Source organism: Oribacterium sp. KHPX15 (assembly GCF_900107835.1).
In the GTDB taxonomy this organism is placed as follows: domain Bacteria; phylum Bacillota; class Clostridia; order Lachnospirales; family Lachnospiraceae; genus Oribacterium.
In genome coordinates this window covers 64,145-87,750 of the sequence record NZ_FNRG01000008.1, presented here as the reverse complement: position 1 = coordinate 87,750, position 23,606 = coordinate 64,145, and the positions used below count along the sequence as shown (strand labels likewise).

The following is a 23,606-nucleotide window of genomic DNA, read 5'->3' as shown; positions in this document are numbered from 1 at the left end:
TCTCCAATTATTCCATCTGTTTCAGTGCTTCACTAATATCAAGATCCTTTACATCCCACAGATCAGAATCCCCCAGCGCGTACTGCAGGATTTGTCCAAGCCTCATATCCGGATGCTTTTTCCATACGTTTGAAATAGCTTTTAGGCATACTTCTATTCTTGCAGGATCCCTTGCTTCATCTTTACCTTCTATTACTTTTTCAAATTCCTGCCACACCTCTTCTTCGGAATATAGTTTCCCTTCTCTTATGGATTCTTCCGCCTCGTCAAGAGATTTCATAAGACCAAGCAGCGCGGCAGTCTTCCCGATTTCCTCATCATAGGGCTCAAGCTCTTCAAATAGATAATATGGGTATCCTGTGTGCCTGGGATGCTCCTTTATGTGAATGAACATCCCATCATGTCGTCCGCCATGAGGTACTATAGTATATTCCTTGCCAATCTCCAGTTCTTCCTCAGTAAAATAATTACCATCGCCAAGAAAATCATGCTTCCTTCCTATGCATCTGATCTTTCTTGGTGTATTGTCAAATGTGTTAAGATCCTTCGTCATCACAGGACGATTATTATCTGCTGTGCCTGCTTTATTGCCGCTTGCTCTATTGGCAAAAACATCAAGACGCCTTAAAAATTCGCTTTCTTCACAATTCCACAGTTTATCCTGATCAGGAATCACATCCATCACAAATTGACCGAATCTAAGATCCGGATGATTCTCCCATTCTTCCGCTATTTTGTTTAAAAATGGCCGTATTCTATTCTTATCTCTCATCTTTTCTCAATCAAAACTTCCCATTTCTTTACGGCCACAGGGACTAAAAGATTATCAACACTTACACCCAAGAGACCGCTGAGAACATAAAGGTTTTCAATCACAAAAAATGATCCTTTATGGCGCCATTTATTAACTGCCTGTGGAGTAATACCCAATTTATCAGCAATAGTCTTGTCTTTTAATCCCTTTGATTTAATCAGATCGCACACCCTATTCTTTGTAGCTTCAATGTCAAGTCCTTTTACCCTGTCAGGTTCTTCCCAGCATGCTGTGTAATCCAATAGTCCCAGTCTCTGCCGAAATCTATTCATTTCAATGATCTCCATAATTTTTTCATATCCTTCATCCATAAATATTTTCCCTCTATGCCTACTATGAATGTAATCTTTTCATCAATCCCAAAGGTCCCAAAACCATTCTTTAAACATATCAATAGCTCTGTCCTTGCATTCGTCTCTATATTGGTCAAGTTTCCTACTTTCTTCAAAATATCGGTCTTCTATCTCTTTATATTCAGGCACATCTCCTGGATGATACAACCTGTACAAGCCCTCTTGTTTCTCCCTGGCAATTTCATCCTCTGTTCTTAGTTTTTGTCCATGCTTCCCATATTTTTCTCTAAATTCCTGATATGCCTTATGATAATCCTCTTCATATTTGTTTTTCTTAGTGCAGGTATCCTCATTCGATTCATTCAAAAGAAATATCATTTCCGACAAGATGTCATCCCATTTCTTCATACCTGCATTATCAACATCGTCTGATTTACCTGTACCAAACAATGCATGTGAAGTGTTTCCGCAAAAATCCGGATAGCTATGAGTTGTGTCTTTCAATTGTTTCAGCATCCCAGGCATCACCATCAAAAACCAGTAATCAATGCTCCATACATCGGAATCACAATAGCCATACTTTACACGCTGAAAAATAAACCTAATATTGCGTTTCCATCGTTTTATCTTATCAACCGGCTTCTCAAAACCTTTATACTTTTTCTCAATGCATGTTTTTCCTGTTTTTTCAATATTCATTTCGCTTCTTATACCATGTAATCAGTAAACTTATGCCTTTTCTCATATATATTGTATTGGAGATTAATTCCATTGTATATAAACCCGTGGTTGATAAATTAGAAAATCGCTCTATCAAAATGATTAAATAATAGTCCCAAGAACGGGTAGCAGGCATCCGTGGGATGCCATGCTTGCGACTCCGAGCTCTGCGAGGGATCCCATAACCTTCCGCGTATGAAGCGGGTGCTCTACCTCCCACGCTATCCTGGAATAGCGGATACAGAGGGACTTGAACCCACAACCTCCCGGTTAACAGCCGGGCGCTCTGCCAATTGAGCTATGTATCCATAACTGCGGTAGTAAGATTCGAACTTACAACCTCCTGAGTCAGAGTCAAATGCTCTACCAGTTAAGCTATACCGCAATAGTGCCGCTACAGGGGATCGAACCCTGAACCTTCAGATTAAGAGTCTGCTGCTCTTCCAGTTGAGCTATAACGGCGAAGTGCTCCCCACGGGGGTTGAACCCGCATCTCTCGGCTTAAAAGGCCGGTGCATATCCGCTCTGCCAAGGAAGCATAATGGGCACGGACGGTATCGAACCGCCTCACAGGGATTTTCAATCCCTCGCTCTACCATTTGAGCTACGAGCCCTTAGAGACAAAGGTGGGATTCGAACCCACGATCCTGGAGTTGCAGTCCAGAGCCTTTCCAGCTTGGCTACTTCGTCTTAAACTGCGGCAATAGGACTTGAACCTATAATAATCCTGAGTCAAAGTCAGGCGCTCTGCCAATTGAGCTATACCGCACTGTGCAGTCTTAAGCAACTGCGATTATGTCATCAATAGGAACTTCAAGATAAACTGAAAGAGCCACAATCCTGTCTATACTTGGAAGAACTTCTCCTCTTAAGTACCTGTACAAAAGCGATGTGCTTGCTCCAAGGTATTCTGAAACCTCAGATACTGTATGTCCGCTCTCTCTGATCAGCTCCCTGATTCTTATTCCTGTTCCCTCGATATCTATTACTGGATAATCCATTTCTTTTTCTCTCCTTTTTGCATTAAAAAATCCACCTAACGCAAGTTAAGTGGACCCAGAACTACTCTATTCTTAATGCTCAGGATTTCTTCGGACTATCTTTTCCCGGAACCCGGATCATCAACCACCAACTTGCAATTTGCATAACTAACATAGCACTTCTGATTTTTGCAGAACTGCATGAACTGTTTGTTATTAAATTGCTTGTTGATAGTTACGTAGTACATTCTTAATTCTTCTCCTTAAACTTCGCTGCTGTTTCGCAGCTCTTTTGCGTTTCTGTAATTGTATTATTATCTAGAAACCTTGATCTGTATAGTGTCATCAGATGACACTGAGCTTTTGCGGAAGGATTCGAACCTTCGGCACAGTATTCCGTGCTCTGCATTAGCAGTGCAGCACCATAAGCCATCTCGGTCACGCAAACGTAGTGGGCAGGGTGAGACTCGAACTCACGGTGTTTCTGTTGTCAGGGTTTTACAGACCCCTGCCTTCGCCGCTAGGCATACCTACCCATAATAGCTCCTGCGGGGTTTGAACCCGACATCTCCAGCTTGAGAGGCTGGCGTCCTAGCCGATTAGACTAAGGAGCCTTACTGATTCCAACGGGACTTGAACCCGGTATCTCTGGCTTGAAAGGCCAGTGTCCTAACCCTTTAGACTATGGAACCATGCGCAGGCGATTTCACGCCCGCTAATCTATATTCAGTTCATGCGCTTAGTGAATAAAGCCATTCACCTTCGACTACGATAATGTCATCCATAGCAACACCTAAAACAGCTGCTAATACGACTAAATTGTCCAGTGTTGGCATGGCAGTTCCGTGCTGCCACTTGTAAATCGCCTGTGGAGTAGCAAAACCGAACACATCCTGTAAATCCCTAACAGACATACCGGCTGCCACTCTTAAATCTGTAATTCTCTGTCCCGTAGCGACCATGTCGATCGCTGGAATATTCTGTGTCATTTCCGACTCCTTTCTGGCTCTTGGCCAAGTACACGAGGTGGGATTCGAACCCACATGCATCACTGCGTCTGATCCTAAATCAGGTGCGTCTACCAACTTCGCCACTCGTGCAAAACAGACCCGCCAGGACTTGAACCCGGACTAACAGTTTTGGAGACTGCTGTGCTGCCAATTACACCACGAATCTATAACGCAGAGCCTGGGATTCGAACCCAGATATCCATGAGGAATGTCGGTTTTCAAGACCGATGCTGTACCAATTGAGCCAACTCTGCATATTTTTAGACAAAAGAAAAAGCTGCCTGCCTCATCTAAGAGGTAAGCAGCTGCTAAACATGTTCATCTATAAGCTCGGATCCCGTCTATCACGGTCCTGCCAAAACAACATTTTCTCGCATTTGCCTATCCTTAAATGAGCGCATGAAATTAAACATCCACTCTGATTTGCTCTGGAGTGATGATTCATAACTTTCGCTATAGAGGCAATAATTGCGATTCACTGTTGTCATGTCTCTTTCTTTTCCTTTCCGGGAGCTCTTATCTGCTCCGCTTATCTCTCTTATATATCGAATGATAACACCGGTAAGATTAGTTGTCATTATATTTGTAGTATAAAATAATCGGTCAGATCTTTGCAACAGCCCTCATCTGAACCAGCATAATCTGCTTGGTCTTTTCATCCATAGCCCCAAACAGCTTAAGAAGCTCAACAGAATCCGCATCAAGCTCCGGGGCCTTGATAACTCCACAGATAAGGTATTCAACTGTAGTGCAGACTCACCGCTGATGGTGAGTCTTTTATTATGCCATTCTTTCCATCTTCACATTTACTCTACTCCATATAGGATTTGTATTTCATTTAGAATCCGCAACCTTCCAGCTTCCATTTTTTGTCGAGCCCTCGCGTGTAATAATGCCTGCTTTCTTAAGCTTTGTCATGGCTTTTCTTACTCCACCCTCAGACATACCGATTTGAATTGCCAAATCTTTTTGTGTTATATTGCTGTTCTCAGCTATTATTGTAACTATCTGCTTTTCTGTCTTATTCAGATTACCGATACCGTTACTTTTCTCCGCTACTTCTCCGCTACTTTCTCCGTTACTTTCTTCGTTACTTCCCAAGGTTGAATGCTGCACCGGCTTTGATTGCCAGTAAGAGAAATGTCCCATATGGAAGAGTATATTTCCTTGCACCTTCAAAATAACTGCAGAACCTGTGACCGCTTCTTTTTAAATACTGGTCAAGGTTCACAGGCGGTGAGTTGTTCTTTTTCATTTGCATCCTTCTGTAATCCATAAAGAGATGCATCGTTACTAAGAAGCCTTGGAAATTAAAAAAGTCAGGTATTCTCTATTGCTAGAAAATACCTGGCTAAATATTAACCAATTTTAATTGTCAAGATATTGTGTGAACCGGTTGATCCCATGAAACATTCATAAATGGTCGTAAATCTACCATTCATGACAACACTTTTACAATCCATAGAGGACACTGAAATTTTAAGGTAAAAATCCATACACGCTCATAGAAGTCCATGGATGTCCAACAGGTTCGTTGTACTCCTGTGTACTGATTGGATTATATTGTATCGCTATGGTTTTCTTTGTTGTTCAATGAATCCATGTATCAGTTATTACTCTTCAGTGTCGGGAACAACAACACATCTCTAATCGCCGCACTATCTGTCAACAGCATTACGAGTCTGTCGATTCCATAGCCGATTCCACCGGTAGGCGGCATACCGATCTCCATTGCGTGAAGGAAGTCCTCGTCTGTGTGGTTAGCTTCCTCGTCACCGGCCTCTGCAAGTGCATCCTGTGCCTTGAAGCGCTCTCTCTGATCGATAGGATCGTTGAGCTCGGAGTAAGCATTACACATCTCACGTCCGTAGATATAAAGCTCGAAACGCTCAACCTTTGAAGGGTCTGAAGGCTTCTTCTTTGTAAGAGGTGAGATCTCAACCGGGTGATCCATGATGAATGTAGGCTGGATCATCTTCTCCTCACAGAAGGTCTCGAAGAAGAGGTTCTCGATGTCACCGATCTTGTGGTGATCCTCAAATTCAATGTGGTTCTTCTTGGCAAGTTCGCGGGCCTCTTCAAGTGTCTTTACTGTATCGAAGTCGATACCGCTCTCTTCCTTGATGGCCTCTGTCATGGTGAGACGACGGAAAGGCTTTCCAAGGTCAATTTCTGTGCCCTGGTATGTGATGGTTGTTGAACCGCAAACCTTCTCAGCAAGGTAACGGAACATTGACTCTGTAAGCTCCATCATGCCTTCATAGTCAGTGTATGCCTGATAAAGCTCCATAAGAGTAAACTCAGGGTTGTGACGTGTATCTACACCCTCGTTACGGAATACACGGCCGATCTCGAACACTCTCTCAAGTCCGCCGATGATAAGTCTCTTAAGGTAAAGTTCAAGAGATATACGGAGCTTAACATCTTCATCCAGAGCATTGTAATGTGTCTCAAACGGACGTGCAGCGGCACCGCCGGCATTGGAAACCAGCATAGGAGTCTCGACTTCCATGAAGTCGCGGCCTGCCAGGAAGTTACGGATCTCACTGATGATCTGAGAACGCTTGATAAATACTCTCTTTGACTCCTCGTTCATAACGAGGTCAACGTATCTCTGTCTGTATCTGGTATCTGTGTCCTGGATTCCGTGGAACTTCTCAGGAAGCGGATAAAGTGACTTTGAAAGGAGTGTAAGCTTCTCGGCATGAACTGAGGTCTCACCGGTCTTTGTCTTAAATACATAGCCCTCGATACCGATGATGTCACCGATATCAAGCTTCTTGAATGCCTTGTACTCCTCTTCGCCGATACCGTCACGTGATACATATGACTGGATTCGGCCCTGCTTATCCTGAAGGTGTACGAAGGATGCCTTACCCATAACACGCTTCAGCATGATACGACCTGCGATAGCCACATGCTGGTTCTCAAGAGCCTCGAAATTCTCTTTGATCTCCTCTGAATGATGTGTCTGATCGAACTTGGTTATCTGAAAAGGATCCTGTCCTGCTGACTGAAGCTCCGCAAGCTTGTCAAGACGTGCCTGTACGATGTGATTGGTATCCTCAACCGGCTGATTCTGCTGATTGTTCTGCTGATTCTCTGCCATTCTTTTCTCCTTGAACTTTGATCTATTATGCTAATGAAGACGGCCGGGTCATCTTCACCCTGCCGTCTGTGATATTAAACTTCTGATTCCTCTGTCTTTCTGACTGACGGACGGAATAAAAAGACTTTAAGTAGATTTCTTATTCTGCTTCGTGACGGGCAACCTCAAGTACTTTGAACTTAAGAACGCCTGCTTCTGTCTCAACCTCAACCTCGTCACCTGCTACGTGATGAAGGAGTGCATGTCCTACAGGAGACTCATTGGAGATCTTTCCTGCAAGGCTGTTAGCCTCTGATGAACCTACGATGAAGTATGTTACCTCTTCATCAAACTCTTCATCCAGGAGTACTACGCGGCAGCCAACATTGATCTCGCCTTCAACGGACTCGTCAACTACCTCTACATTTTTAAGAAGAGCCTCAAGCTCACTGATTCTTGCCTCGATATCACGCTGCTCATCCTTAGCTGCATCATACTCGGCATTCTCTGAAAGATCACCCTGCTCTCTTGCTTCCTTGATCTTGGCAGCGATTTCCTGTCTGCGGTTTACCTTGAGATCATGAAGCTCAGCCTCATATTTGTTGAGACCTGCACGTGTGAGTAAATTCTTTTTAACTACCTGCTCTTCTGCCATGTTTTACATAGCTCCTTTCACATATATTGCTGTCGGAAAGACCCGGCAAATTGTTATCATAAAAATTTGTACAAATGTCAAATTTGAATGCTTCTTTTACAAATGGTGATTTTATACATTAATGGCTAGTTTGTCAACAATCTCAAAGAGTTTTTCGATACTGCCCGCTGTGTTGATTTCTGCTCTCAGCTTTGATGATTTAGGCTGCCCTTCCGTATACCATGAGATATGCTTACGCATCTCCCTGATGGTGGTGTATTCGCCCTTTATTTCCTTCATGAGTTCAGTGTGCCGGTGGATCATTTCGATGATCTCTGATATGGTTGGCTTCGGCAGAAGTTCACCGGTCTCAAGATAATGCACAGTCCTTTTAATGAGCCATGGGTTCCCCTGTGCGCCTCTTGCAAGAGCTACTCCGTCGCAGCCGGTTTCGTCCATCATCCTTTTCGCGTCCTCAGGCTCGAATATGTCTCCGTTTCCGAATACAGGTATCTTTACGGCCTCCTTGACACGTCTTATAACGTCCCAGTCGGCTTTTCCCGCGTACATCTGGGATCTGGTCCTTCCATGTACCGTTACAGCGGAAACACCTGCGCTTTCAGCCATTTTTGCGAATTCCACTGCCGTATCATCTTCTTTTGCAAAACCTTTTCTGAATTTGACGGTAATGGGGGTGTGACATTTCTTTACCATCCGGCTTAATATTTCGTAAGCCAGATCCGGGTGGTTCATAAGGTCGCTGCCTTCATGGTTGCTGACGATCTTACCTACCGGACAGCCCATGTTTACGTCAATGATTTCGAACCGGTCTTCTATCTGATGGGCAATATCAGACATTATCTCCGGGTCTGAGCCGAAAAGCTGTACCGCAACGGGACTTCCGTCACCGCCCCGGGTCATAAGCTCCTCGGTGTTTTTGTTCTTATATAATATGGCCTTGGCGCTTACCATTTCCGTCACGGTAAGGCCGGCTCCCATTTCATGGCAAAGAGTTCTGAAGGGGAGGTCTGTGACGCCGGCCATGGGCGCCATGTAAACATTGTTTTTAAGTTCTATATTTCCGATATACATTATATTCTTTCTATTAATTTACAGGTACAAGGAGAAAATGCCATTGGAATGCGCTGACGCGCAGGCATTTTCGTTTGATTTCGGCTTAGCCGAAACCAGCCTCGCCGGCTGGGCGGCATCCACAATCTCCGATTGTGGATTAGTCCCCAAATAACGTATGATATGCGTTCTGCTCGGCGTCGGGGTCGTCGGGGTGTACCGGCATATCCCAGGAGCCGGTCTTTTTGATGGTTCCCTGCTCTTCCTCGGTGACTACGGTCTGATCCATATCGGTATCATCGCCGTAGAAGCTCTGCATCTCTTCGGCAGTAGCCTGTCTGACCTCTGCGATACCTTCGGGATTGTTTAAACCTGACTCTCCATTAAGGTCCTCATCGGTGATCTCAACCTCTTCTCCGCCTCTTTTGGCATTTCCACGAAGTGTCTGAAGGGCTGTGTAGTAGGCTTCCAGCTTTGAAAACAGGGGCTCATATTTTTCGGCAAGCTCGTCTATCTTCTTTCTTGAATTATCTTCATCAAAAAGGCTGTCACCGTCTTCATGCATGGATTTAAGAACCAGCTTGTCATCCCTGTTAAACTCCATCAGGAAGATGCCGCCTATCTCTTCTGTATAACCTACTGAAATTATCTTTAGCTCCTTCTTTACATCCTCCGGAAGATTGTTGTAATCCGGATTCAAAAAGAACTTCTGATTATAGGCATTAGCCGCACAAAGGACGATGTTGCTGCCCTCGAGGTTTTCGTTATTTTTTATATCTGCCATAGTTTACCCTTTCATTATAAGATGTAATCTACTTTTAATGCGTGCACGCATGATAACACAAGTACAGGATGTGTGCAAGCACTCTGAAGGTCAAAAAAAGATGTGGCTTCATAAGTGAAACCACATCTTTGAAATTATTATCTAACGAGAAGACTTGCAATCCTGTACTGATCCTCAGGGATGTCCTTCTTCATCTGAAGTGCTTCCTGGATATCGAAATCCACGAACTCGCCGTGCTTATAGGCAACGACTCTGTTTGACTTACCGTCGCGAAGGAGCTCTGCTGCTCTTGCGCCCATCATGGATGCATAGTAACGATCCTTACAGGTCGGTGAACCACCACGCTGGATATGTCCGAGGATGGTTGCTCTGGTCTCGATTCCTGTAGCAGCCTCGATACGTTTAGCCATGGATGTGCTGTGTCCGATACCCTCGGCATTGATGATGATATAGTGCTTCTTGCCTCTCTTACGAGCCTCGATGATACGATTGATGATCGCCTGCTCATCTCCATCGTAACGCTCAGGAATAAGGATCTCCTCTGCACCGTTTGCCACACCGCACCACATAGCGATATATCCGGCTCTTCTACCCATAACCTCGATGATAGAACAACGCTCATGGGAAGTAGATGTATCTCTGAGCTTATCGATAGCTTCCATTGCTGTATTGATGGCTGTATCAAAACCGATGGTATAATCTGTACAAGCGATATCAAGGTCGATGGTTCCGGGGCAGCCTATGGTGTTAATGCCGAGAGCTGAAAGCTTTCCGGCACCTCTGAATGATCCGTCTCCACCGATTACTACGATTCCGTCGATTCCGTGTTTTCTGCAGACCTCTGCACCACGCTGCTGACCTTCAGGTGTTGTGAACTCCTGGCATCTTGCTGTATAAAGAATAGTTCCGCCACGGCTGATGGTATCGGAAACGGATGTGGTATCCATATCCACGATTTCTTCCTGAAGAAGTCCCGCATAACCTCTCATAATTCCCTTTACCTTGAGACCTTCATGAATAGCGGTTCTTACAACGGATCTTACACAGGCATTCATGCCCGGTGCATCGCCTCCTGATGTCAAAACTCCAATTGTTTTCACAGCTTTAGCAGCCATAGTAGTTCCTCCGTATTTGACAAGATTCATCTGGATCAGCCTGAAATCTGTTACAGACTTAAAACAGAACGTATCCAAACAACTATTTATTTAAATTAAATACTCTAAACTGAGACTATATATTAGTTTAATTTTGTATTTTTTTCAATACTTTATATGTAACTTTGACATTTTTTTCACTAAGTAGGCTGCTGAGTGTTGTTAATAGTGCATTATTCACATTGACAGCCTGATCCCGGTTCAGTTTCTTTACGGCCTTTTCTTTTTTCAGATATACCGAAACCTGGTCAAGACCCTTATGTTCAGCCAGAATCCGGTCTACTTTGGCAGCCAGATTCAGGTAACTGTCTTTATCATCAAACTGAAGCCACAGCTCCTTCGGTGCCTCATCAAAGGTGTAAATGTTGTTGGCGATAAGCTTTGCATTGGCGTCATCTGAAATATCTACTGAACCATATATGAAGACCTTATTGTCCGGCTTTATCAGCTCACGCTTTTTCTGATAAGTATTGGGAAATACCACTACATCTATAGTACCGACCATATCTTCGATTTCTATAAATGCCATTTGCTGTTGTTTGCTGGTTATTTTATTTTTTATATCAGTGATGATGCCTCCTACAGTGACCTGCTGCTTGTCCCTGAGAGGCTCCCGGTCGGTTTGTGCCTCACGGTTAAATGACAGACTGGTGGCAGTGATATTGGCACTCATAACCTCTCTGAATTCATCCAGTGGGTGTCCGCTGAGATAAAATCCCAGGGCCTCCTTCTCGAACTGGAGTATCTCTGACAGATCAAATTCGGGAAGCTTCGGCATGGTGATCCTGAACTCCTCCGCATCCTTGCTGTCCTCTCCCAGAAGATCTGCCAGAGTCATCTGCCCGGCCATGGAGCTGTTCTTTTCCTTGGCTTTGTTTTCAAGGATCATGGGAAGCACGATCATCTTCTGTCTTCTGTTTCCGGGGAATTCATCGGTTCCGCCGGCCTGTATAAAATACTCGATGGCTCTTTTGTTAATGCCTTTGGCCGAGGCTCTGGTGACGAAATCTTCAAAATCCTTAAATGGACCATGCTGATTTCTCTCGGTAATGATCTGCATGGCGGCGGAACGTCCCACACCCTTTACGGCACTGAGGCCGTATCTTATGGCGCCGTCCTTAACTGAGAAGCCAACCTCCGCATAGTTTACATCCGGGGGAAGTATCCTGATTCCGAAGGACTTAACAACATCTATGTACTCTGCGGTTTTTGACATATTGTCCATAAATGAGGTCATGAGAGCCGCATAAAACTCAGCCGGATAATAGCAGCGGAGGAAGGCTGTTTGGTAAGCCACAACCGCGTAGCAGGCTGCATGAGACTTGTTGAAGGCATACTTCGCGAAGTCGATCATCTCATCATAGATTCGGTTTGCTATATCTTCACTGATGCCGTTTGCTATGCAGCCGGGTATGTTTTCCTCTTTATTTCCGTATACAAAGTTCTTCCGCTCCTTTTCCATGACGGAAGTCTTCTTTTTACTCATGGCACGGCGAACCAGGTCGGATCTTCCCATAGAGTAGCCGGCCAGATCCCGGACGATCTGCATTACCTGCTCCTGGTAAACGATGCAGCCATAGGTGTTTTCAAGTATGGGCTTAACTTCCGGGCAGTCGTAGCTTATATGGTCGGGGTCAGTTTTTCCTTTGATGTACTTTGGAATGAAATCCATGGGGCCCGGTCTGTAGAGAGCCACACCGGCTATGATGTCCTCGATGTTCTTAGGCTTCAGCTCCTTCATGAAGTTCTTCATGCCCGTGGATTCCAGCTGGAACACGCCCTCGCATTTGCCCTGGGAGATCATCTTATAAACCTTGGGATCGGTGTAGTCGATCTTATCTATATCGAGATTTACCCCGTAGGATTCATTAACATAGCGGACCGCATCCTTTATAACCGTAAGGGTTCTGAGCCCCAGGAAATCCATCTTCAGAAGTCCCAGTTCTTCAATGGTGGTCATGGTGAACTGTGTGGTGATGGAGCCGTCGGAGCCTCTTGACAGAGGAACGTAATTCACAACCGGCTGCCCGGAGATAACCACTCCCGCCGCATGCATGGAGCTGTGCCTGGGGAGTCCCTCCAGACGTTTACTCATGGAAATGATACGATGGGTCTCTTCATCAGACTCATACATTGTCTTCAGCTCCGGGTTCATTTCCAGAGCCTTGTCCAGGGTAATGTTAAGCTCGTTAGGTACCAGCTTCGCGATAAGGTCGCACTTTGCGTAAGGCACATCAAGAACACGTCCCACGTCGCGGATAACGCCTCTGGCCGCAAGGGTACCGAAGGTTACGATCTGGGAAACGCTGTCCTTGCCATATTTCTCTGTTACATAATCTATGACATCCTGTCTTCTTTCGTACTCGAAGTCCACGTCAACATCGGGCATGGTTACACGTTCCGGATTAAGGAAACGCTCAAATATGAGATTGTATCTCATGGGGTCGATGTCGGTAATGCCTATGGCGTAGGCAACGATGGAGCCGGCAGCCGAACCTCTTCCGGGACCTACGGAAATGTCGTGGGTTTTGGCATAATGGATGTAATCCCAGACGATAAGGAAGTAGTCAACAAAGCCCATGGAGCTTATGGTGTCAAGCTCGTATCTGAGTCTGTCCTCATATTTGGAAGCTTCCTCCCCGTAGCGCTCCTTCATGCCCTGTTCACAAAGCTCTGTAAGATAGCTTTCGGCGGTATAGCCCTCAGGAACTTCATATTTAGGCAGGTGATAATGTCCGAACTCGATCTCAACATTACACCTTTCGGCAATTTTATGGGTGTTCTCAAGGGCCTCCTTTGCATAAGGGAAAAGCGTCTGCATCTCCTCTTCCGACTTTATATAGAACTGTCCGCCGGGATATCTCATTCTGTCTTCATCGGACACTTTCTTGCCGGTCTGGAGGCACAGAAGGATATCGTGAGCTTCAGCGTCGGACTTATAGGTATAATGTATATCATTGGTGGCAACCAGAGGTATGCCGGTTTCTTCATGAAGACGGAGGATTCCTGCATTAACCTTTTTTTGCTCGGGATAGCCGTGATCCTGAAGCTCCAGGAAAAAGTTGTTATGGCCGAAAATTTCTACATAATGAAGTGCCGCAGCCTTTGCTTCATCATAAAGATCCCTGGAGAGATTTTTTGAAACCTCTCCCGCAAGACAGGCTGAAAGGGCAATGATTCCTTCGTGAAATTCCTCAAGGGTCTCAAAATCCACTCTCGGCTTATAGTAGTAGCCGTCTGTGAATCCACGGGACACGATCTTCATGAGATTTGAGTAACCAAGGTCATTTTCCGCAAGAAGCACCAAATGATAATATCTGTCGTCACCCTTCCCGACTTCTCTGTCAAATCTTGAACCGGGAGTCAGATATATCTCACAGCCAAGTATAGGCTTAATGCCCTGATTTTTTGCTTCTTTATAAAAGTCTATGACTCCGTACATAACGCCATGGTCAGTGATGGCCATGGAATCCATCCCCAGCTCCTTGCAGCGGGCTATCATCTCCGGAATCCGTCCCGCCCCGTCCAAAAGACTGTAGGATGTATGTACATGCAAATGTGTAAAAGCCATTGTGATCTCCTATTGCTGTTTTCTTCGTTTGAAAAACATATACATCATACCACACATGGTGGAAATTTAGAATATTTGTTCTGAATAACTTGAGACATTAAAAGGGAGCTATCCTTCAGATGATGATCATCTAAAATGATAGCCCCCTTGAGCGTTTCACTATTTATGTTTATTAAACTGCCTCACCCTTGAGGTAATGTGAGATAGCCTCAACAGCTGCATCCTCATCTGAACCTTCAGCGGAAATAACGATCTCCTGGCCATTGTTTACACCGAGTGCCATCATGCCCATGATTGACTTGGCATTAACCTTTCTTGGGCCGTCAGCCATATATATACGTGACTCATATCTGCTGGCGATCTGTACAAGCATAGCCACAGGGTGGTCATCAGATTTCTTTGGTAAATTAACTACTACGTTTGTGTCCTTCATCATTGTCCTCCATGAAGATCAGCTAATGTGAGCAATGAATACAGGGATTCCCCCTTGCATTGCAATTAACAAAAAACTCAACTTCTTTTCATACTCTCTCGGCGGTCTTTTCACGTAAGGAGTCAGCGATTTTTGCAATCTTTCTCATACGGTGATTGGCTCCGCTCTTTCCAATAGGTTCACTGAGTCTTTCTGCCAGTTCCGAAAGAGAAGCATTGGGGTCTTCCAACCTCTTTTCAGCTATCTCTCTAAGTCCCGGATCTATATTCTTAAGTCCCAGTTCCCTTTCGATAAGTTCGATATCTTCAACCTGTCTGATGCCTGCAGAAACAGTTCTCTGCAGATTGGCTGTCTCGCAGTTAACGCGTCGGTTGACCTTTTCACTGACTTCTTTGAGTATACGTACATTTTCAAACTCCATAAGGCCGTCAACGGCTCCCATGAGATTCAGAACGTCAGATATCTGTGCGGCATCCTTCAGGTAAACCACCAGATGTCCGTTTCTTTCCATAATCCTTGGTTCAAGTTGAAATGCACATAATCCGTCTGAAATCCGGTCAGCATCTTCTGCACCTTCACAGACAAACTCCAAATGATAATCTTTTTTTGGATCTGTAACCGAACCGGAATTTAAAAAACATTCTCTTATATAAGAGCGGGTTTTCAAATCCCTTGAATCGACGCTACCAATATTAATTACTTTTTCATAAGCTGTAAAGTCTTTTTTCCGTAACTCATCCTTTACCCGGCTTGAAAAAGATATTTTGTTTTTAGAATGTTCCATTCTGAATCTCCCGGGTTTGAAAAAAGTATCAAAAACGGTAATCAAAAACCAGTCGTATTGTTGAAACTCGACAAAGACATTGGATACAAAATTCTTTATGGGCATATCCATAAAAATATTACATAGGAAACATACCTAAAATTCATATAAATTGTCTTAATGCCTATTTGCTTATATCCCTATGATCGATACGTATGCCATAATCCGCTGATTTACTGAGGCTTTGGTACAAAAGCTCAGCTATGGTAACGGAACGGTGTTTTCCGCCTGTGCACCCGATACTGATAACCAGCTGGTTTTTTCCTTCTTCTATATAATGAGGAATCAGGAAGCTTACCATATCCTTCAGCTTCGTCAGAAATTCATCTGCCACACCGTCCTTCTGAACAAAATCCTTTATGCACTGCTCAAGTCCCGTATGAGTCTTAAGCTCCTGAACATAATAGGGATTGGGCAGGAATCTCACATCAAAAAGCAGGTCGGAATCCTCCGGGATACCGTACTTGAATCCAAAGCTTAATATTGTCACCTGAAGATTCTCATAAGCCCTGTTCTTTTCAAATATATCGGCAAGCTGAGCTCTGAGCTCCTTTGTAAGTAAGCGGGTAGTGTCAATGATGAAACCGGCATTATCCTTCAGCCAGTCCATCTCCTGACGTTCAGCCTCGATTCCGGTCTCTACTCTTCCATCCTTACTGAGAGGGTGGGCACGTCTTGTTTCTTTAAAACGCTTTAAAAGTGTTTCGTCCGATGCATCAAGAAAAACCACCTCATAATCCACATTTCCCTTGATGTCCCATTCATCAAAGATTTCCTTTAGTAAAGGAAGATCCTTTCCGGAACGTACATCTATGCCGAGAGCAGCTTTGGTGATCTGCTCATTACCGTCAGTGATCAGCTCGGCAAATTTATCCACGAGAGGGATGGGTAGATTGTCAACGCAGTAGTACCCCATGTCCTCAAGAGATTTAAGGGCAATGGTTTTTCCTGCACCACTCATGCCTGTAACTATCAGAAGTTTCCCCATATTTTAACCTCCGGAGTGAGTTCTACACCCTGTTCCAAAAGTACTCTCTTACGTATTTCTCCAATGAGCCAGTATATGTCGGCTGCTCTTGCGGTGCCGTCATTGATCACAAATCCGCAATGCTTTTCGCTTACCATGGCACCGCCGTGTTTGTAGCCTCTTAAACCGCAGTCTTCGATAAGCTTTCCGGCAAAATGTCCTTCGGGTCTTTTGAAGGTGGAGCCGGCTGAAGCCTTATCTATAGGCTGCTTATCCTTACGCCTCTGCTGGTAGTCCGCCATCAGGGCATTAATCTCCTTCTTCTCTCCCTTTTTCAGTGCAAATGTTACCGACACCACAACATATTCCTTATCGGGAACGATGCTGTAACGGTAGCCGAGCTTAAGCTCCCCGGGAGTAAGTGTCAGAAGCTTTCCTTCCTTTGTGATCACATCTACAGAGTGAAGAACATCTATCATCTCGGTACCATACGCACCGGCGTTCATTGTGACCGCGCCGCCAACAGTTCCGGGAATTCCTCTCAGGGCTTCCATTCCGGCGAGACTGTTATCGGCAGCAAACTGAGCGGCTTTACCAATGAGAGTGCCGGCCATAACCTTAAGGAGGTAAACATTGGCATCTTTTTCTTCGGTGGATTTGTCTGATTTTTTTTGATCTGAATCTGTGGCTGCAGCTTTCTTTTTCTTGCCAGATTTTTCGCTGATTGCATCGATACCTGAGTTTATTCCGGAAGATGCAGTCACTGTGCACTGTTTATCAGCACAGGAGGTTTCCGAATCCTGACCCTCAACAGTGAGTGTCAGTCCCTCCAGAGTCTTTCCGATCTCCACGACAATGGCATCCACGCCCTCGTCGCTTACCAGAAGATTTGTTCCGTTACCGATGATCTTGTAAGGAAGCTTTTCCTCATAGAGAAACTCTATAAGCTTCCGGAGCTCATAATCGTCCTCCGGAATAACATATACCTTTGCAGGACCTCCTACACGAAAACTTGTGTGCTTCTTCAGAGGCTCATTTTTCAAAACTTTCATTCAACATTTTCCTTTAATCTAGTCTTTATCCGTCAGTTGTCCACCGTGGACGGCTCTATCCACCAAGGACGGTTCTCTCCGGCAAGAACCGTCCCCGGTGGACAGAATTGTCCCCAGTAGATAGAATTGTCCTCAGTGGACATCTCATAGGTTTTTGTTTCTGCATTATTCGTTGTTTTTCATGTTTGCGGTTACACGCTCGTAAAGCACCTGTGCCGCATTGTAACCCATCTTCTTTGCACGGTTGTTAACGGCTGCACATTCTACTATGATGGCAACATTACGTCCGGGACGAACCGGGATATCATAGCATATAACCTTGTTGCCCAGAAATTCTGTGTAATTGTCCTTAAGACCCAGTCTGTCGTAGTCCTTGTCCTTTGACCACTCTGCAAGCTTTATGACCATGTCAATGTTCTGGGTATCCATAACAGACTGAACACCAAACATTTGCATAACGTCTATGATGCCAATGCCTCTAAGCTCGATGAAATGTCTTGTGATATCGGGAGCAGAACCTACCAGTGTTTCGTCGCTTACTTTTCTTAACTCAACAACGTCATCGGATACAAGTCTGTGTCCTCTCTTGATAAGTTCAAGGGCTGCCTCGGATTTACCGATTCCGGAGTCACCCATGATGAGAACACCCTCGCCGTAAACATCAACCAGAACTCCGTGAACAGAAATCATCGGAGCCATCTTTACCTTGAGAAAACTGATGATCTCGGCTTCAAGCTCAGTCGTAGGCTTTGAAGACTGCAAAAGAGGTATCCTTGCGGTGCGGCAGGCATCTACCATGCAGCTGTCAGGAACGATATCTCTTGCGTAAATGATACAAGGTATCGGGAATTTTGTAATGGCGTCATACTTTGCTCTTCTCTGAGGTGCCTCGAAAGTCATGAGGTAAGCATTCTCAACATTACCGATAAGCTGAACGCGCTCTGAATCGAATTGATCAAAGAATCCCGCAAGCTGTAAAGCCGGGCGGTTAACATTGGGTATGGTAATGTATACATTATCTGTGTTGATCTCGGGAGTGAGATTCACAAGCTTCACTCTGTTTATTAGTTCGGTTACACTGACTTTGTCTTCACTTGTCATAGGAGACCTCCAAATTAAATAAATATGATATGATTATAAATAGCCGATACCGGACTGCTCAGAGATCACTCTCCCGCAGTCCCACTCATTTAAGTATATTTTGACGACAGGGAAAAATCAACTTGAAGCGGCGGGGAAATGGTTCTATCATTTAATATACTGATTGTAAAGTGAAAGCCGGTGGGCATCTGTTAATGAACGGAGTGCCCCGGTTTAAGAATCCGGAATTGAATACAAACTTATCTACCGGGGACAGTTCTCGCCGGCGATAACCGACCCCGGTGGATAAAGGCTGGTAATTCCCGGCGGATAGCCGGCATAACTGTTTGTATCTGAGTTCATCAACTGAATTGATGATATTAAATATAGATTTATGGAGTAAGTATGATTTCTAGACGATCTCCCATCGGAGTTTTTGACTCAGGGGTGGGTGGCATCTCCGTGCTTCGAATCCTTAGGCACGATATGCCAAATGAAGATTTTATATTTTACGGGGACAGCATCAATGCACCCTACGGCGATAAAAGTGAAGAACGGATAAGAGAAATGTGCGATGACAGCATTCGCTTTTTGTTTTCGCATGGAGCAAAAGCCATAGTCATCGCCTGCAACACAGCCACATCCGCCGCAGCAACCTATCTTAGAGAAAAATATAAAGATGCCATCATAGTTGCCATGGAGCCCGCAGTAAAACCCGCAGTTGATAAAGCGATTAATGCTTACCCCCACGTTCTGGTGTTGGCAACCAACTCCACAATTCATGGCGAGCGACTCCACCATCTTATAGGAAGATTCAGCGAGAATGCCGACATCTATCCCGTTGCAGCTCCGGGAATAGTTCCTTTGGTGGAAGCAGGCAAAGAAAACTCACCTGAGATAGACGCCTACCTGAAGGATCTGCTGCAGCCCTTCCGCAAAAAAGAAGACGGAGGCGGAGGTCAAATTGTAGACAGCGTCGTCCTCGGTTGCACCCACTTCCCCTTCGTGACCGACAGAATCCGTGAAGCCCTTGGCTACGACGTGATCTTCCATGACGGTGCCTACGGCACCTCCCGCGAAACCCGCCGCCGCCTTCGCGAAGCCGACCTCCTAACGGATAGCACCACCCCCGGCAAAGTAGAGCTCTACTCCACCGCTGCTAATGACAACCCCACAGCCCTCGCAAAGCGGCTACTAGAACTTCCGTTCGAATTTCGGCCATGACAATTTTCGGGAATACCAAATCCGTTACAAGAGGACATCTATAAAAATACGAATAGTACCTGTGGGATTATTCTGATGAGACTTGATTTTTGACTCTTAATAAAATATATGGAAATGAAGTCAATAATAACAAGTTCAGGAAGTGACTTATATCGGACGTTACTGGATTTGAAGTCAATTAACTATAGTTTGGCTTTTGACTTATATCGTATATTTCTGGGTTTGAAGTCAATTAATCACACATATTTATTTGACTCAATTTCAAGATTTTATTAATTGGAGTCATAGAGGCGCCACAAAGCAATTGACTCAATTTCAAGATTTTATTAATTGGAGTCATAGAGTTGCTACAAAATCATTGACTCAATTTCAAGATTTTTAAATTTCAGTCATAGAAATACAAGGATTTCATTGGCTCAATTTGGATATTTAATGTTTTGAGTCATTTAAGTTCTGAATTTATTGACTCATTACTATGAAATACCGCCTTCCAATACGTGATTGAAAATTTGAGGGGATGTGCGGCTAGGACTGCGAACTGAAAGAACATTCGGCACAGGCATGTACGAACCAGATGCACGTCAGTGCAGCTGGGGCGAACATGAATGTGTCGAATGTTCTTTCAACTTCGTGGCCCGTCGCGCATCCCCTCGAATTTTCAAGACCCACTTGAAATGAAAATAAAAACATGCTATAGTACTACGGTATTTTAAAAACTAATTGCGAATAAGGTGGTGAAGATTTATGAAAATCGCACTTGTAATCATATTTTGTATCATTGGCGTAGCACTTTCAGCTATCATTCTTATGCAGGAAGGCAAGAGTGCAGGACTTGGAGCTATCTCAGGAATGGCTGAGTCATACTGGTCAAAGAATAAAGGACGTTCCATCGAAGGCGGACTTGAGAAGTTCACAAAGATCGCTGCAGCTTTATTTTTTGTTATCGCTTTGATACTTGATATCATCTGGTGATTGTTTTTATAAGATCTCAAAAAGATTGAACTATAAGTTTAGTGACAGTTATCTCACACCTGCATACAATTAGTATGCAGGTTTTTTTCTGCATAAGTTCGGTATCAATACAGCAATGTGTTGGTCTGCTACAGGCTTTCGAATTCAACTCGGCATGTAGCGTCAGCCCTCGCGTTAAAGGACTGTCGTTTCAAGGACTTATGCTTCAATTTCGACGGATCACAGAATCCGGACAAGGAGTTTATATGCAGGATTATCAAAAGGACAAGCTTGCAAAGCTGATAGTCGATTTAGTCAAAGATAAGATTTATCAGCCCATGAAAGCTAAAGAAATGGCCATGCTTCTGGGTGTACCGAAGCCTGAAAGAAGGGATTTTCAGGAAGTTCTGGACAAACTGGTTTCTTCCGGAAAGATCGGTATCTCACAAAAAGGAAGATACGGACGTACAGAGAATTTTACACATGTTGGTACATTTATAGCAAACCAGAGAGGTTTTGGCTTTGTAAGTCTCGAAGGACATGAGGATGAAGACGACATTTTCATTCCCGCTGATTTTACAGGGGATGCTCTGGATGGTGACAGAGTCAGGATCATCATCACAAGAAATTCAGACAGCAATCATCGCTCCGAGGGACACGTTACTCAGATACTTGAACATGCAAATAAAGAAATCATAGGAATTTATCGAAAGCAGAAAAACTTCGGCTTCGTTGAGCCTGACAATCAGAGGATACTTAAGGATATTTTCATCCCTCAGGGCAAGGATATGAGGGCTGTAAACGGCCACAAGGTAGTCGTCAAGGTCGTAAACTACGGAGATGCAAAGCATAAGCCTGAAGGTGTCATCACCGAGATTCTCGGTCATGTTAATGATCCCGGCGTGGACATCCTCTCTATAGTCAGGGCTTACGGACTGCCGGAGGAATTTCCGAAGGAAATCATAAAAGCGGCGCAAAGTGTTCCCGATACGGTTCCGGAGGAGGCTATCGCTCAGAGAAAAGATCACGATTTCCGAAACCTTACCACTGTCACAATCGACGGTGAGGACGCCAAGGATCTGGATGATGCCATCTCTCTCACTTACGATGAGGCCTCAAAGATATATACACTTTATGTTCACATTGCGGATGTCTCCCATTATGTGACAGAACACAGCCTCATCGATCAGGAGGCTTTGAACCGCGGAACTTCCGTATATCTTACAGACCGAGTCATCCCAATGCTTCCGAGAGTGCTCTGTAACGGCATCTGCTCTCTCAACGAGGATGAGGACCGCCTGACCCTCAGCTGCATCATGAAGATCGATGAAACAGGTAAGATCATCGACCATGAGATTTGTGAATCCGTGATCCACAGCAATAAGAGAATGACCTACAACGGGGTTCATTCCGTTCTTACAGGGGCGGAGCTTACAAACGGCGAAGACCTCGAAACATATCTCCCATATAAAGATATGCTTTTCAGAATGTATGAGCTTTCAAAGCTTCTGAGAAACCGCCGTCACGAGCGCGGAGGCATTGACTTTGATTTCCCTGAAACCAGGATCCTTCTTGATGAAAAGGGCAAGGTCACGGAGATTCTTCCATACATCAGAAACGAAGCTCACATGCTCATCGAGGATTTCATGCTGGCCGCCAATGAAACTGTGGCTGAGGACTTTTTCTGGCAGCAAATGCCTTTTGTTTACCGTGTTCATGAAAGGCCGGATCCTGAAAAGTTTGAGGCACTGGGACGTGCAATTGAGAACTTCGGACATTTTATAAGAATACGTGACGAAGAAAGCATTAGACCAAAGGAAGTGCAGAAGCTTCTTGAGTCAATAGAGGGTAAGCCGGAGGAACCTATCGTCAAGACAATGACACTAAGGTCCCTGAAACAGGCCCGCTACTCCACCGAGTGCAGCGGACATTTCGGACTTGCTGCGAAGTACTACTGTCACTTCACCTCTCCTATCAGAAGATATCCGGATCTTCAGATACATCGTATAATCAAGGAAGATCTCCGGGGCGAGCTTAAGGGAAAAAGGCTTTCACATTATCACAATCTCCTACCGGGCGTTGCCGAGAGATCTTCGACTCTGGAGCGAAGGGCCGATGAGGCGGAAAGAGAAACCGATAAGCTGAAGGAATGCGAATGGATGCAGCATCACCTTGACGAGGAGTTTGACGGTATAGTCTCCGGTCTTACAAACTACGGTATCTATGTTGAACTGCCAAATACCGTGGAGGGAATGGTTTCCCTTAGGCTTATGGACTATGATTATTTCGTGTTTTATGAAGACAAATATGAGTTGGTTGGCGAAAGAACCGGCAGGGTTTACAGGCTCGGGGACAAGGTCCGTGTCAGGGCTATAAGGGCCGACAAGCTCACAAGGACTATAGATTTCCAGTTGATAAGGGATGAGGAGGACTGCTATGGCGAATTATGGTAAAGAGGAAGGCACAAAGCTCATAGCCAACAATAAAAAAGCATATCATGATTATTTTGTAGACGAGACTTACGAGTGCGGCATTGAGCTTGCAGGTACCGAAGTAAAGTCACTGAGACTGGGCCAATGCTCCATCAAAGAGGCTTACTGCGGCATAAGAAACGGCGAGGTCTTCATCCAGGGCATGCATATCAATCCTTATGAGAAGGGTAATATCTTCAATAAGGACGCTCTCAGAGACCGTAAGCTTCTCATGCATAAATACGAAATCAACAAGATTCTGGGTAAGCTGAAGGAACAGGGTTACGCTCTCATTCCTCTCCGGGTTTACTTCCGTAAATCTCTTGTGAAGGTGGAGGTTGGTCTCTGCCGTGGTAAGAAGCTTTACGACAAGCGAGCGGATCTTGCGAAGAAGCAGCAAAAGCGTGAGCTTGAGAGAGATTTCAAGGGCGCTAATCTGAGAGTCTGAACCTTTTTTTATAGTTATTATATTATTAACAAGTCTTC

Annotated in this window: 22 protein-coding genes, 14 tRNA genes and 1 pseudogene; 4 read left to right on the top strand and 33 right to left on the bottom strand. The window is 44.7% G+C overall.

Annotated elements, in window-relative coordinates; all coding sequences use genetic code 11:
* Positions 1-7 precede the first annotated feature (7 nt).
* The 33 genes and pseudogenes from BLV86_RS07150 to hprK all read right to left on the bottom strand — a co-directional run bounded on the left by BLV86_RS07150 (position 8) and on the right by hprK (position 18,495).
* Complete coding sequence (locus tag BLV86_RS07150) at positions 8-772, bottom strand: hypothetical protein (protein ID WP_036613025.1); 765 nt, start codon at positions 770-772, stop codon at positions 8-10.
* On the bottom strand, positions 769-1,125 hold the full coding sequence (locus tag BLV86_RS07145; protein ID WP_051671803.1) for a helix-turn-helix domain-containing protein: 357 nt from the start codon (positions 1,123-1,125) through the stop codon (positions 769-771). The genes BLV86_RS07150 and BLV86_RS07145 overlap by 4 nt, the downstream gene beginning before the upstream one ends.
* Positions 1,126-1,167: 42 nt before the next feature.
* Entirely contained in the window at positions 1,168-1,806 is a 639-nt protein-coding gene (locus BLV86_RS07140; RefSeq protein WP_090815912.1) for a hypothetical protein, read from the bottom strand.
* 256 nt (positions 1,807-2,062) lie between these two features.
* Positions 2,063-2,135: transfer RNA gene (locus BLV86_RS07135), tRNA-Asn, on the bottom strand.
* A gap of 4 nt (positions 2,136-2,139) precedes the next feature.
* Positions 2,140-2,212, bottom strand: a tRNA-Gln gene (locus BLV86_RS07130).
* A gap of 4 nt (positions 2,213-2,216) precedes the next feature.
* Positions 2,217-2,289, bottom strand: a tRNA-Lys gene (locus tag BLV86_RS07125).
* 4 nt (positions 2,290-2,293) lie between these two features.
* Positions 2,294-2,365 (bottom strand) — tRNA-Lys (locus tag BLV86_RS07120).
* A 4-nt stretch (positions 2,366-2,369) separates the two neighbouring features.
* Positions 2,370-2,441 (bottom strand) — tRNA-Phe (locus BLV86_RS07115).
* A 4-nt stretch (positions 2,442-2,445) separates the two neighbouring features.
* Positions 2,446-2,517: transfer RNA gene (locus BLV86_RS07110), tRNA-Cys, on the bottom strand.
* Positions 2,518-2,522: 5 nt separating this feature from the next.
* Positions 2,523-2,596, bottom strand: a tRNA-Gln gene (locus BLV86_RS07105).
* Between the two features lie 10 nt (positions 2,597-2,606).
* Positions 2,607-2,828 (bottom strand): helix-turn-helix domain-containing protein, encoded by a 222-nt coding sequence (locus tag BLV86_RS07100; protein WP_090815910.1) that lies wholly within the window; start codon positions 2,826-2,828, stop codon positions 2,607-2,609.
* A gap of 95 nt (positions 2,829-2,923) precedes the next feature.
* Positions 2,924-3,055, bottom strand: coding sequence for a hypothetical protein (locus BLV86_RS18455; RefSeq protein WP_278308776.1), 132 nt, complete (start codon positions 3,053-3,055; stop codon positions 2,924-2,926).
* Between the two features lie 112 nt (positions 3,056-3,167).
* Positions 3,168-3,254, bottom strand: a tRNA-Ser gene (locus tag BLV86_RS17780).
* A 5-nt stretch (positions 3,255-3,259) separates the two neighbouring features.
* Positions 3,260-3,343, bottom strand: a tRNA-Tyr gene (locus BLV86_RS07095).
* 4 nt (positions 3,344-3,347) lie between these two features.
* Positions 3,348-3,421: transfer RNA gene (locus tag BLV86_RS07090), tRNA-Glu, on the bottom strand.
* 4 nt (positions 3,422-3,425) lie between these two features.
* A tRNA-Glu gene (locus tag BLV86_RS07085) sits at positions 3,426-3,499 on the bottom strand.
* Between the two features lie 39 nt (positions 3,500-3,538).
* Positions 3,539-3,796, bottom strand: a complete 258-nt coding sequence (locus BLV86_RS07080; protein WP_022778260.1) for a helix-turn-helix domain-containing protein — start codon at positions 3,794-3,796, stop codon at positions 3,539-3,541.
* Between the two features lie 29 nt (positions 3,797-3,825).
* Positions 3,826-3,907: transfer RNA gene (locus BLV86_RS07075), tRNA-Leu, on the bottom strand.
* A gap of 4 nt (positions 3,908-3,911) precedes the next feature.
* Positions 3,912-3,983, bottom strand: a tRNA-Trp gene (locus tag BLV86_RS07070).
* A 4-nt stretch (positions 3,984-3,987) separates the two neighbouring features.
* Positions 3,988-4,071 (bottom strand) — tRNA-Ser (locus BLV86_RS07065).
* A gap of 580 nt (positions 4,072-4,651) precedes the next feature.
* A complete protein-coding gene (locus BLV86_RS07060; RefSeq protein WP_175456468.1) occupies positions 4,652-4,918 on the bottom strand; it encodes a winged helix-turn-helix domain-containing protein in 267 nt (88 codons plus the stop codon).
* A complete protein-coding gene (locus BLV86_RS17775; RefSeq protein WP_175456467.1) occupies positions 4,908-5,072 on the bottom strand; it encodes a DUF6462 family protein in 165 nt (54 codons plus the stop codon). Before BLV86_RS17775 ends, BLV86_RS07060 begins: the two co-directional genes overlap by 11 nt.
* A 360-nt stretch (positions 5,073-5,432) precedes the next feature.
* A pseudogene (lysS, locus tag BLV86_RS07055) lies at positions 5,433-6,926 on the bottom strand (lysine--tRNA ligase); the annotation flags it as partial.
* Between the two features lie 139 nt (positions 6,927-7,065).
* On the bottom strand, positions 7,066-7,560 hold the full coding sequence (gene greA / locus BLV86_RS07050) for a transcription elongation factor GreA (protein WP_090815906.1): 495 nt from the start codon (positions 7,558-7,560) through the stop codon (positions 7,066-7,068).
* Positions 7,561-7,671: 111 nt separating this feature from the next.
* Complete coding sequence (gene dusB / locus BLV86_RS07045; protein WP_090815904.1) at positions 7,672-8,631, bottom strand: tRNA dihydrouridine synthase DusB; 960 nt, start codon at positions 8,629-8,631, stop codon at positions 7,672-7,674.
* A 139-nt stretch (positions 8,632-8,770) separates the two neighbouring features.
* Entirely contained in the window at positions 8,771-9,394 is a 624-nt protein-coding gene (locus tag BLV86_RS07040) for a DUF6145 family protein (RefSeq protein WP_090815902.1), read from the bottom strand.
* Between the two features lie 137 nt (positions 9,395-9,531).
* On the bottom strand, positions 9,532-10,509 hold the full coding sequence (pfkA, locus tag BLV86_RS07035; RefSeq protein ID WP_090815899.1) for a 6-phosphofructokinase: 978 nt from the start codon (positions 10,507-10,509) through the stop codon (positions 9,532-9,534).
* Positions 10,510-10,636: 127 nt separating this feature from the next.
* On the bottom strand, positions 10,637-14,119 hold the full coding sequence (locus BLV86_RS07030; protein ID WP_090815897.1) for a DNA polymerase III subunit alpha: 3,483 nt from the start codon (positions 14,117-14,119) through the stop codon (positions 10,637-10,639).
* A gap of 172 nt (positions 14,120-14,291) precedes the next feature.
* The gene (locus BLV86_RS07025) at positions 14,292-14,552 is read right to left on the bottom strand and encodes an HPr family phosphocarrier protein (RefSeq protein ID WP_031553948.1); all 261 of its coding nucleotides are present in this window, start codon (positions 14,550-14,552) and stop codon (positions 14,292-14,294) included.
* 88 nt (positions 14,553-14,640) lie between these two features.
* Positions 14,641-15,336 (bottom strand): DNA-binding protein WhiA, encoded by a 696-nt coding sequence (gene whiA, locus BLV86_RS07020; RefSeq protein ID WP_090815895.1) that lies wholly within the window; start codon positions 15,334-15,336, stop codon positions 14,641-14,643.
* A gap of 163 nt (positions 15,337-15,499) precedes the next feature.
* Positions 15,500-16,363 carry an RNase adapter RapZ gene (rapZ, locus tag BLV86_RS07015; RefSeq protein WP_090815893.1) on the bottom strand — a complete coding sequence of 288 codons (864 nt, stop codon included), beginning with the start codon at positions 16,361-16,363 and terminating at the stop codon, positions 15,500-15,502.
* Positions 16,348-17,394 carry a UDP-N-acetylmuramate dehydrogenase gene (gene murB / locus BLV86_RS07010; RefSeq protein ID WP_090815891.1) on the bottom strand — a complete coding sequence of 349 codons (1,047 nt, stop codon included), beginning with the start codon at positions 17,392-17,394 and terminating at the stop codon, positions 16,348-16,350. Before murB ends, rapZ begins: the two co-directional genes overlap by 16 nt.
* 165 nt (positions 17,395-17,559) lie before the next feature.
* Positions 17,560-18,495: an HPr(Ser) kinase/phosphatase gene (hprK, locus tag BLV86_RS07005; RefSeq protein ID WP_031553959.1), complete on the bottom strand. Its 936-nt coding sequence runs from the start codon at positions 18,493-18,495 to the stop codon at positions 17,560-17,562.
* Between the two features lie 384 nt (positions 18,496-18,879).
* On the opposite strand from hprK, the gene murI reads away from it, so the two are divergent.
* The 4 genes from murI (at position 18,880) to smpB (ending at position 23,568) form a co-directional block, all read left to right on the top strand.
* Positions 18,880-19,698, top strand: coding sequence for a glutamate racemase (gene murI / locus BLV86_RS07000; RefSeq protein WP_090815889.1), 819 nt, complete (start codon positions 18,880-18,882; stop codon positions 19,696-19,698).
* Between the two features lie 744 nt (positions 19,699-20,442).
* Entirely contained in the window at positions 20,443-20,670 is a 228-nt protein-coding gene (gene secG, locus BLV86_RS06995) for a preprotein translocase subunit SecG (RefSeq protein WP_031553970.1), read from the top strand.
* Positions 20,671-20,915: 245 nt separating this feature from the next.
* Positions 20,916-23,102, top strand: a complete 2,187-nt coding sequence (gene rnr / locus BLV86_RS06990) for a ribonuclease R (protein WP_242873258.1) — start codon at positions 20,916-20,918, stop codon at positions 23,100-23,102.
* Entirely contained in the window at positions 23,086-23,568 is a 483-nt protein-coding gene (smpB, locus tag BLV86_RS06985) for an SsrA-binding protein SmpB (RefSeq protein WP_031553974.1), read from the top strand. The genes rnr and smpB overlap by 17 nt, the downstream gene beginning before the upstream one ends.
* The last annotated feature ends 38 nt before the right edge of the window (positions 23,569-23,606 follow it).

Coding starts and splice junctions, on each gene's coding strand:
- BLV86_RS07150 (WP_036613025.1), bottom strand. CDS start 772: ATGAGAGATAAGAATAGAATACGGCCATTTTTAAACAAAATAGCGGAA.
- BLV86_RS07145 (WP_051671803.1), bottom strand. CDS start 1,125: ATGGATGAAGGATATGAAAAAATTATGGAGATCATTGAAATGAATAGA.
- BLV86_RS07140 (WP_090815912.1), bottom strand. CDS start 1,806: ATGAATATTGAAAAAACAGGAAAAACATGCATTGAGAAAAAGTATAAA.
- BLV86_RS07100 (WP_090815910.1), bottom strand. CDS start 2,828: ATGGATTATCCAGTAATAGATATCGAGGGAACAGGAATAAGAATCAGG.
- BLV86_RS18455 (WP_278308776.1), bottom strand. CDS start 3,055: ATGTACTACGTAACTATCAACAAGCAATTTAATAACAAACAGTTCATG.
- BLV86_RS07080 (WP_022778260.1), bottom strand. CDS start 3,796: ATGACACAGAATATTCCAGCGATCGACATGGTCGCTACGGGACAGAGA.
- BLV86_RS17775 (WP_175456467.1), bottom strand. CDS start 5,072: ATGAAAAAGAACAACTCACCGCCTGTGAACCTTGACCAGTATTTAAAA.
- greA (WP_090815906.1), bottom strand. CDS start 7,560: ATGGCAGAAGAGCAGGTAGTTAAAAAGAATTTACTCACACGTGCAGGT.
- dusB (WP_090815904.1), bottom strand. CDS start 8,631: ATGTATATCGGAAATATAGAACTTAAAAACAATGTTTACATGGCGCCC.
- BLV86_RS07040 (WP_090815902.1), bottom strand. CDS start 9,394: ATGGCAGATATAAAAAATAACGAAAACCTCGAGGGCAGCAACATCGTC.
- pfkA (WP_090815899.1), bottom strand. CDS start 10,509: ATGGCTGCTAAAGCTGTGAAAACAATTGGAGTTTTGACATCAGGAGGC.
- BLV86_RS07030 (WP_090815897.1), bottom strand. CDS start 14,119: ATGGCTTTTACACATTTGCATGTACATACATCCTACAGTCTTTTGGAC.
- BLV86_RS07025 (WP_031553948.1), bottom strand. CDS start 14,552: ATGAAGGACACAAACGTAGTAGTTAATTTACCAAAGAAATCTGATGAC.
- whiA (WP_090815895.1), bottom strand. CDS start 15,336: ATGGAACATTCTAAAAACAAAATATCTTTTTCAAGCCGGGTAAAGGAT.
- rapZ (WP_090815893.1), bottom strand. CDS start 16,363: ATGGGGAAACTTCTGATAGTTACAGGCATGAGTGGTGCAGGAAAAACC.
- murB (WP_090815891.1), bottom strand. CDS start 17,394: ATGAAAGTTTTGAAAAATGAGCCTCTGAAGAAGCACACAAGTTTTCGT.
- hprK (WP_031553959.1), bottom strand. CDS start 18,495: ATGACAAGTGAAGACAAAGTCAGTGTAACCGAACTAATAAACAGAGTG.
- murI (WP_090815889.1), top strand. CDS start 18,880: ATGATTTCTAGACGATCTCCCATCGGAGTTTTTGACTCAGGGGTGGGT.
- secG (WP_031553970.1), top strand. CDS start 20,443: ATGAAAATCGCACTTGTAATCATATTTTGTATCATTGGCGTAGCACTT.
- rnr (WP_242873258.1), top strand. CDS start 20,916: ATGCAGGATTATCAAAAGGACAAGCTTGCAAAGCTGATAGTCGATTTA.
- smpB (WP_031553974.1), top strand. CDS start 23,086: ATGGCGAATTATGGTAAAGAGGAAGGCACAAAGCTCATAGCCAACAAT.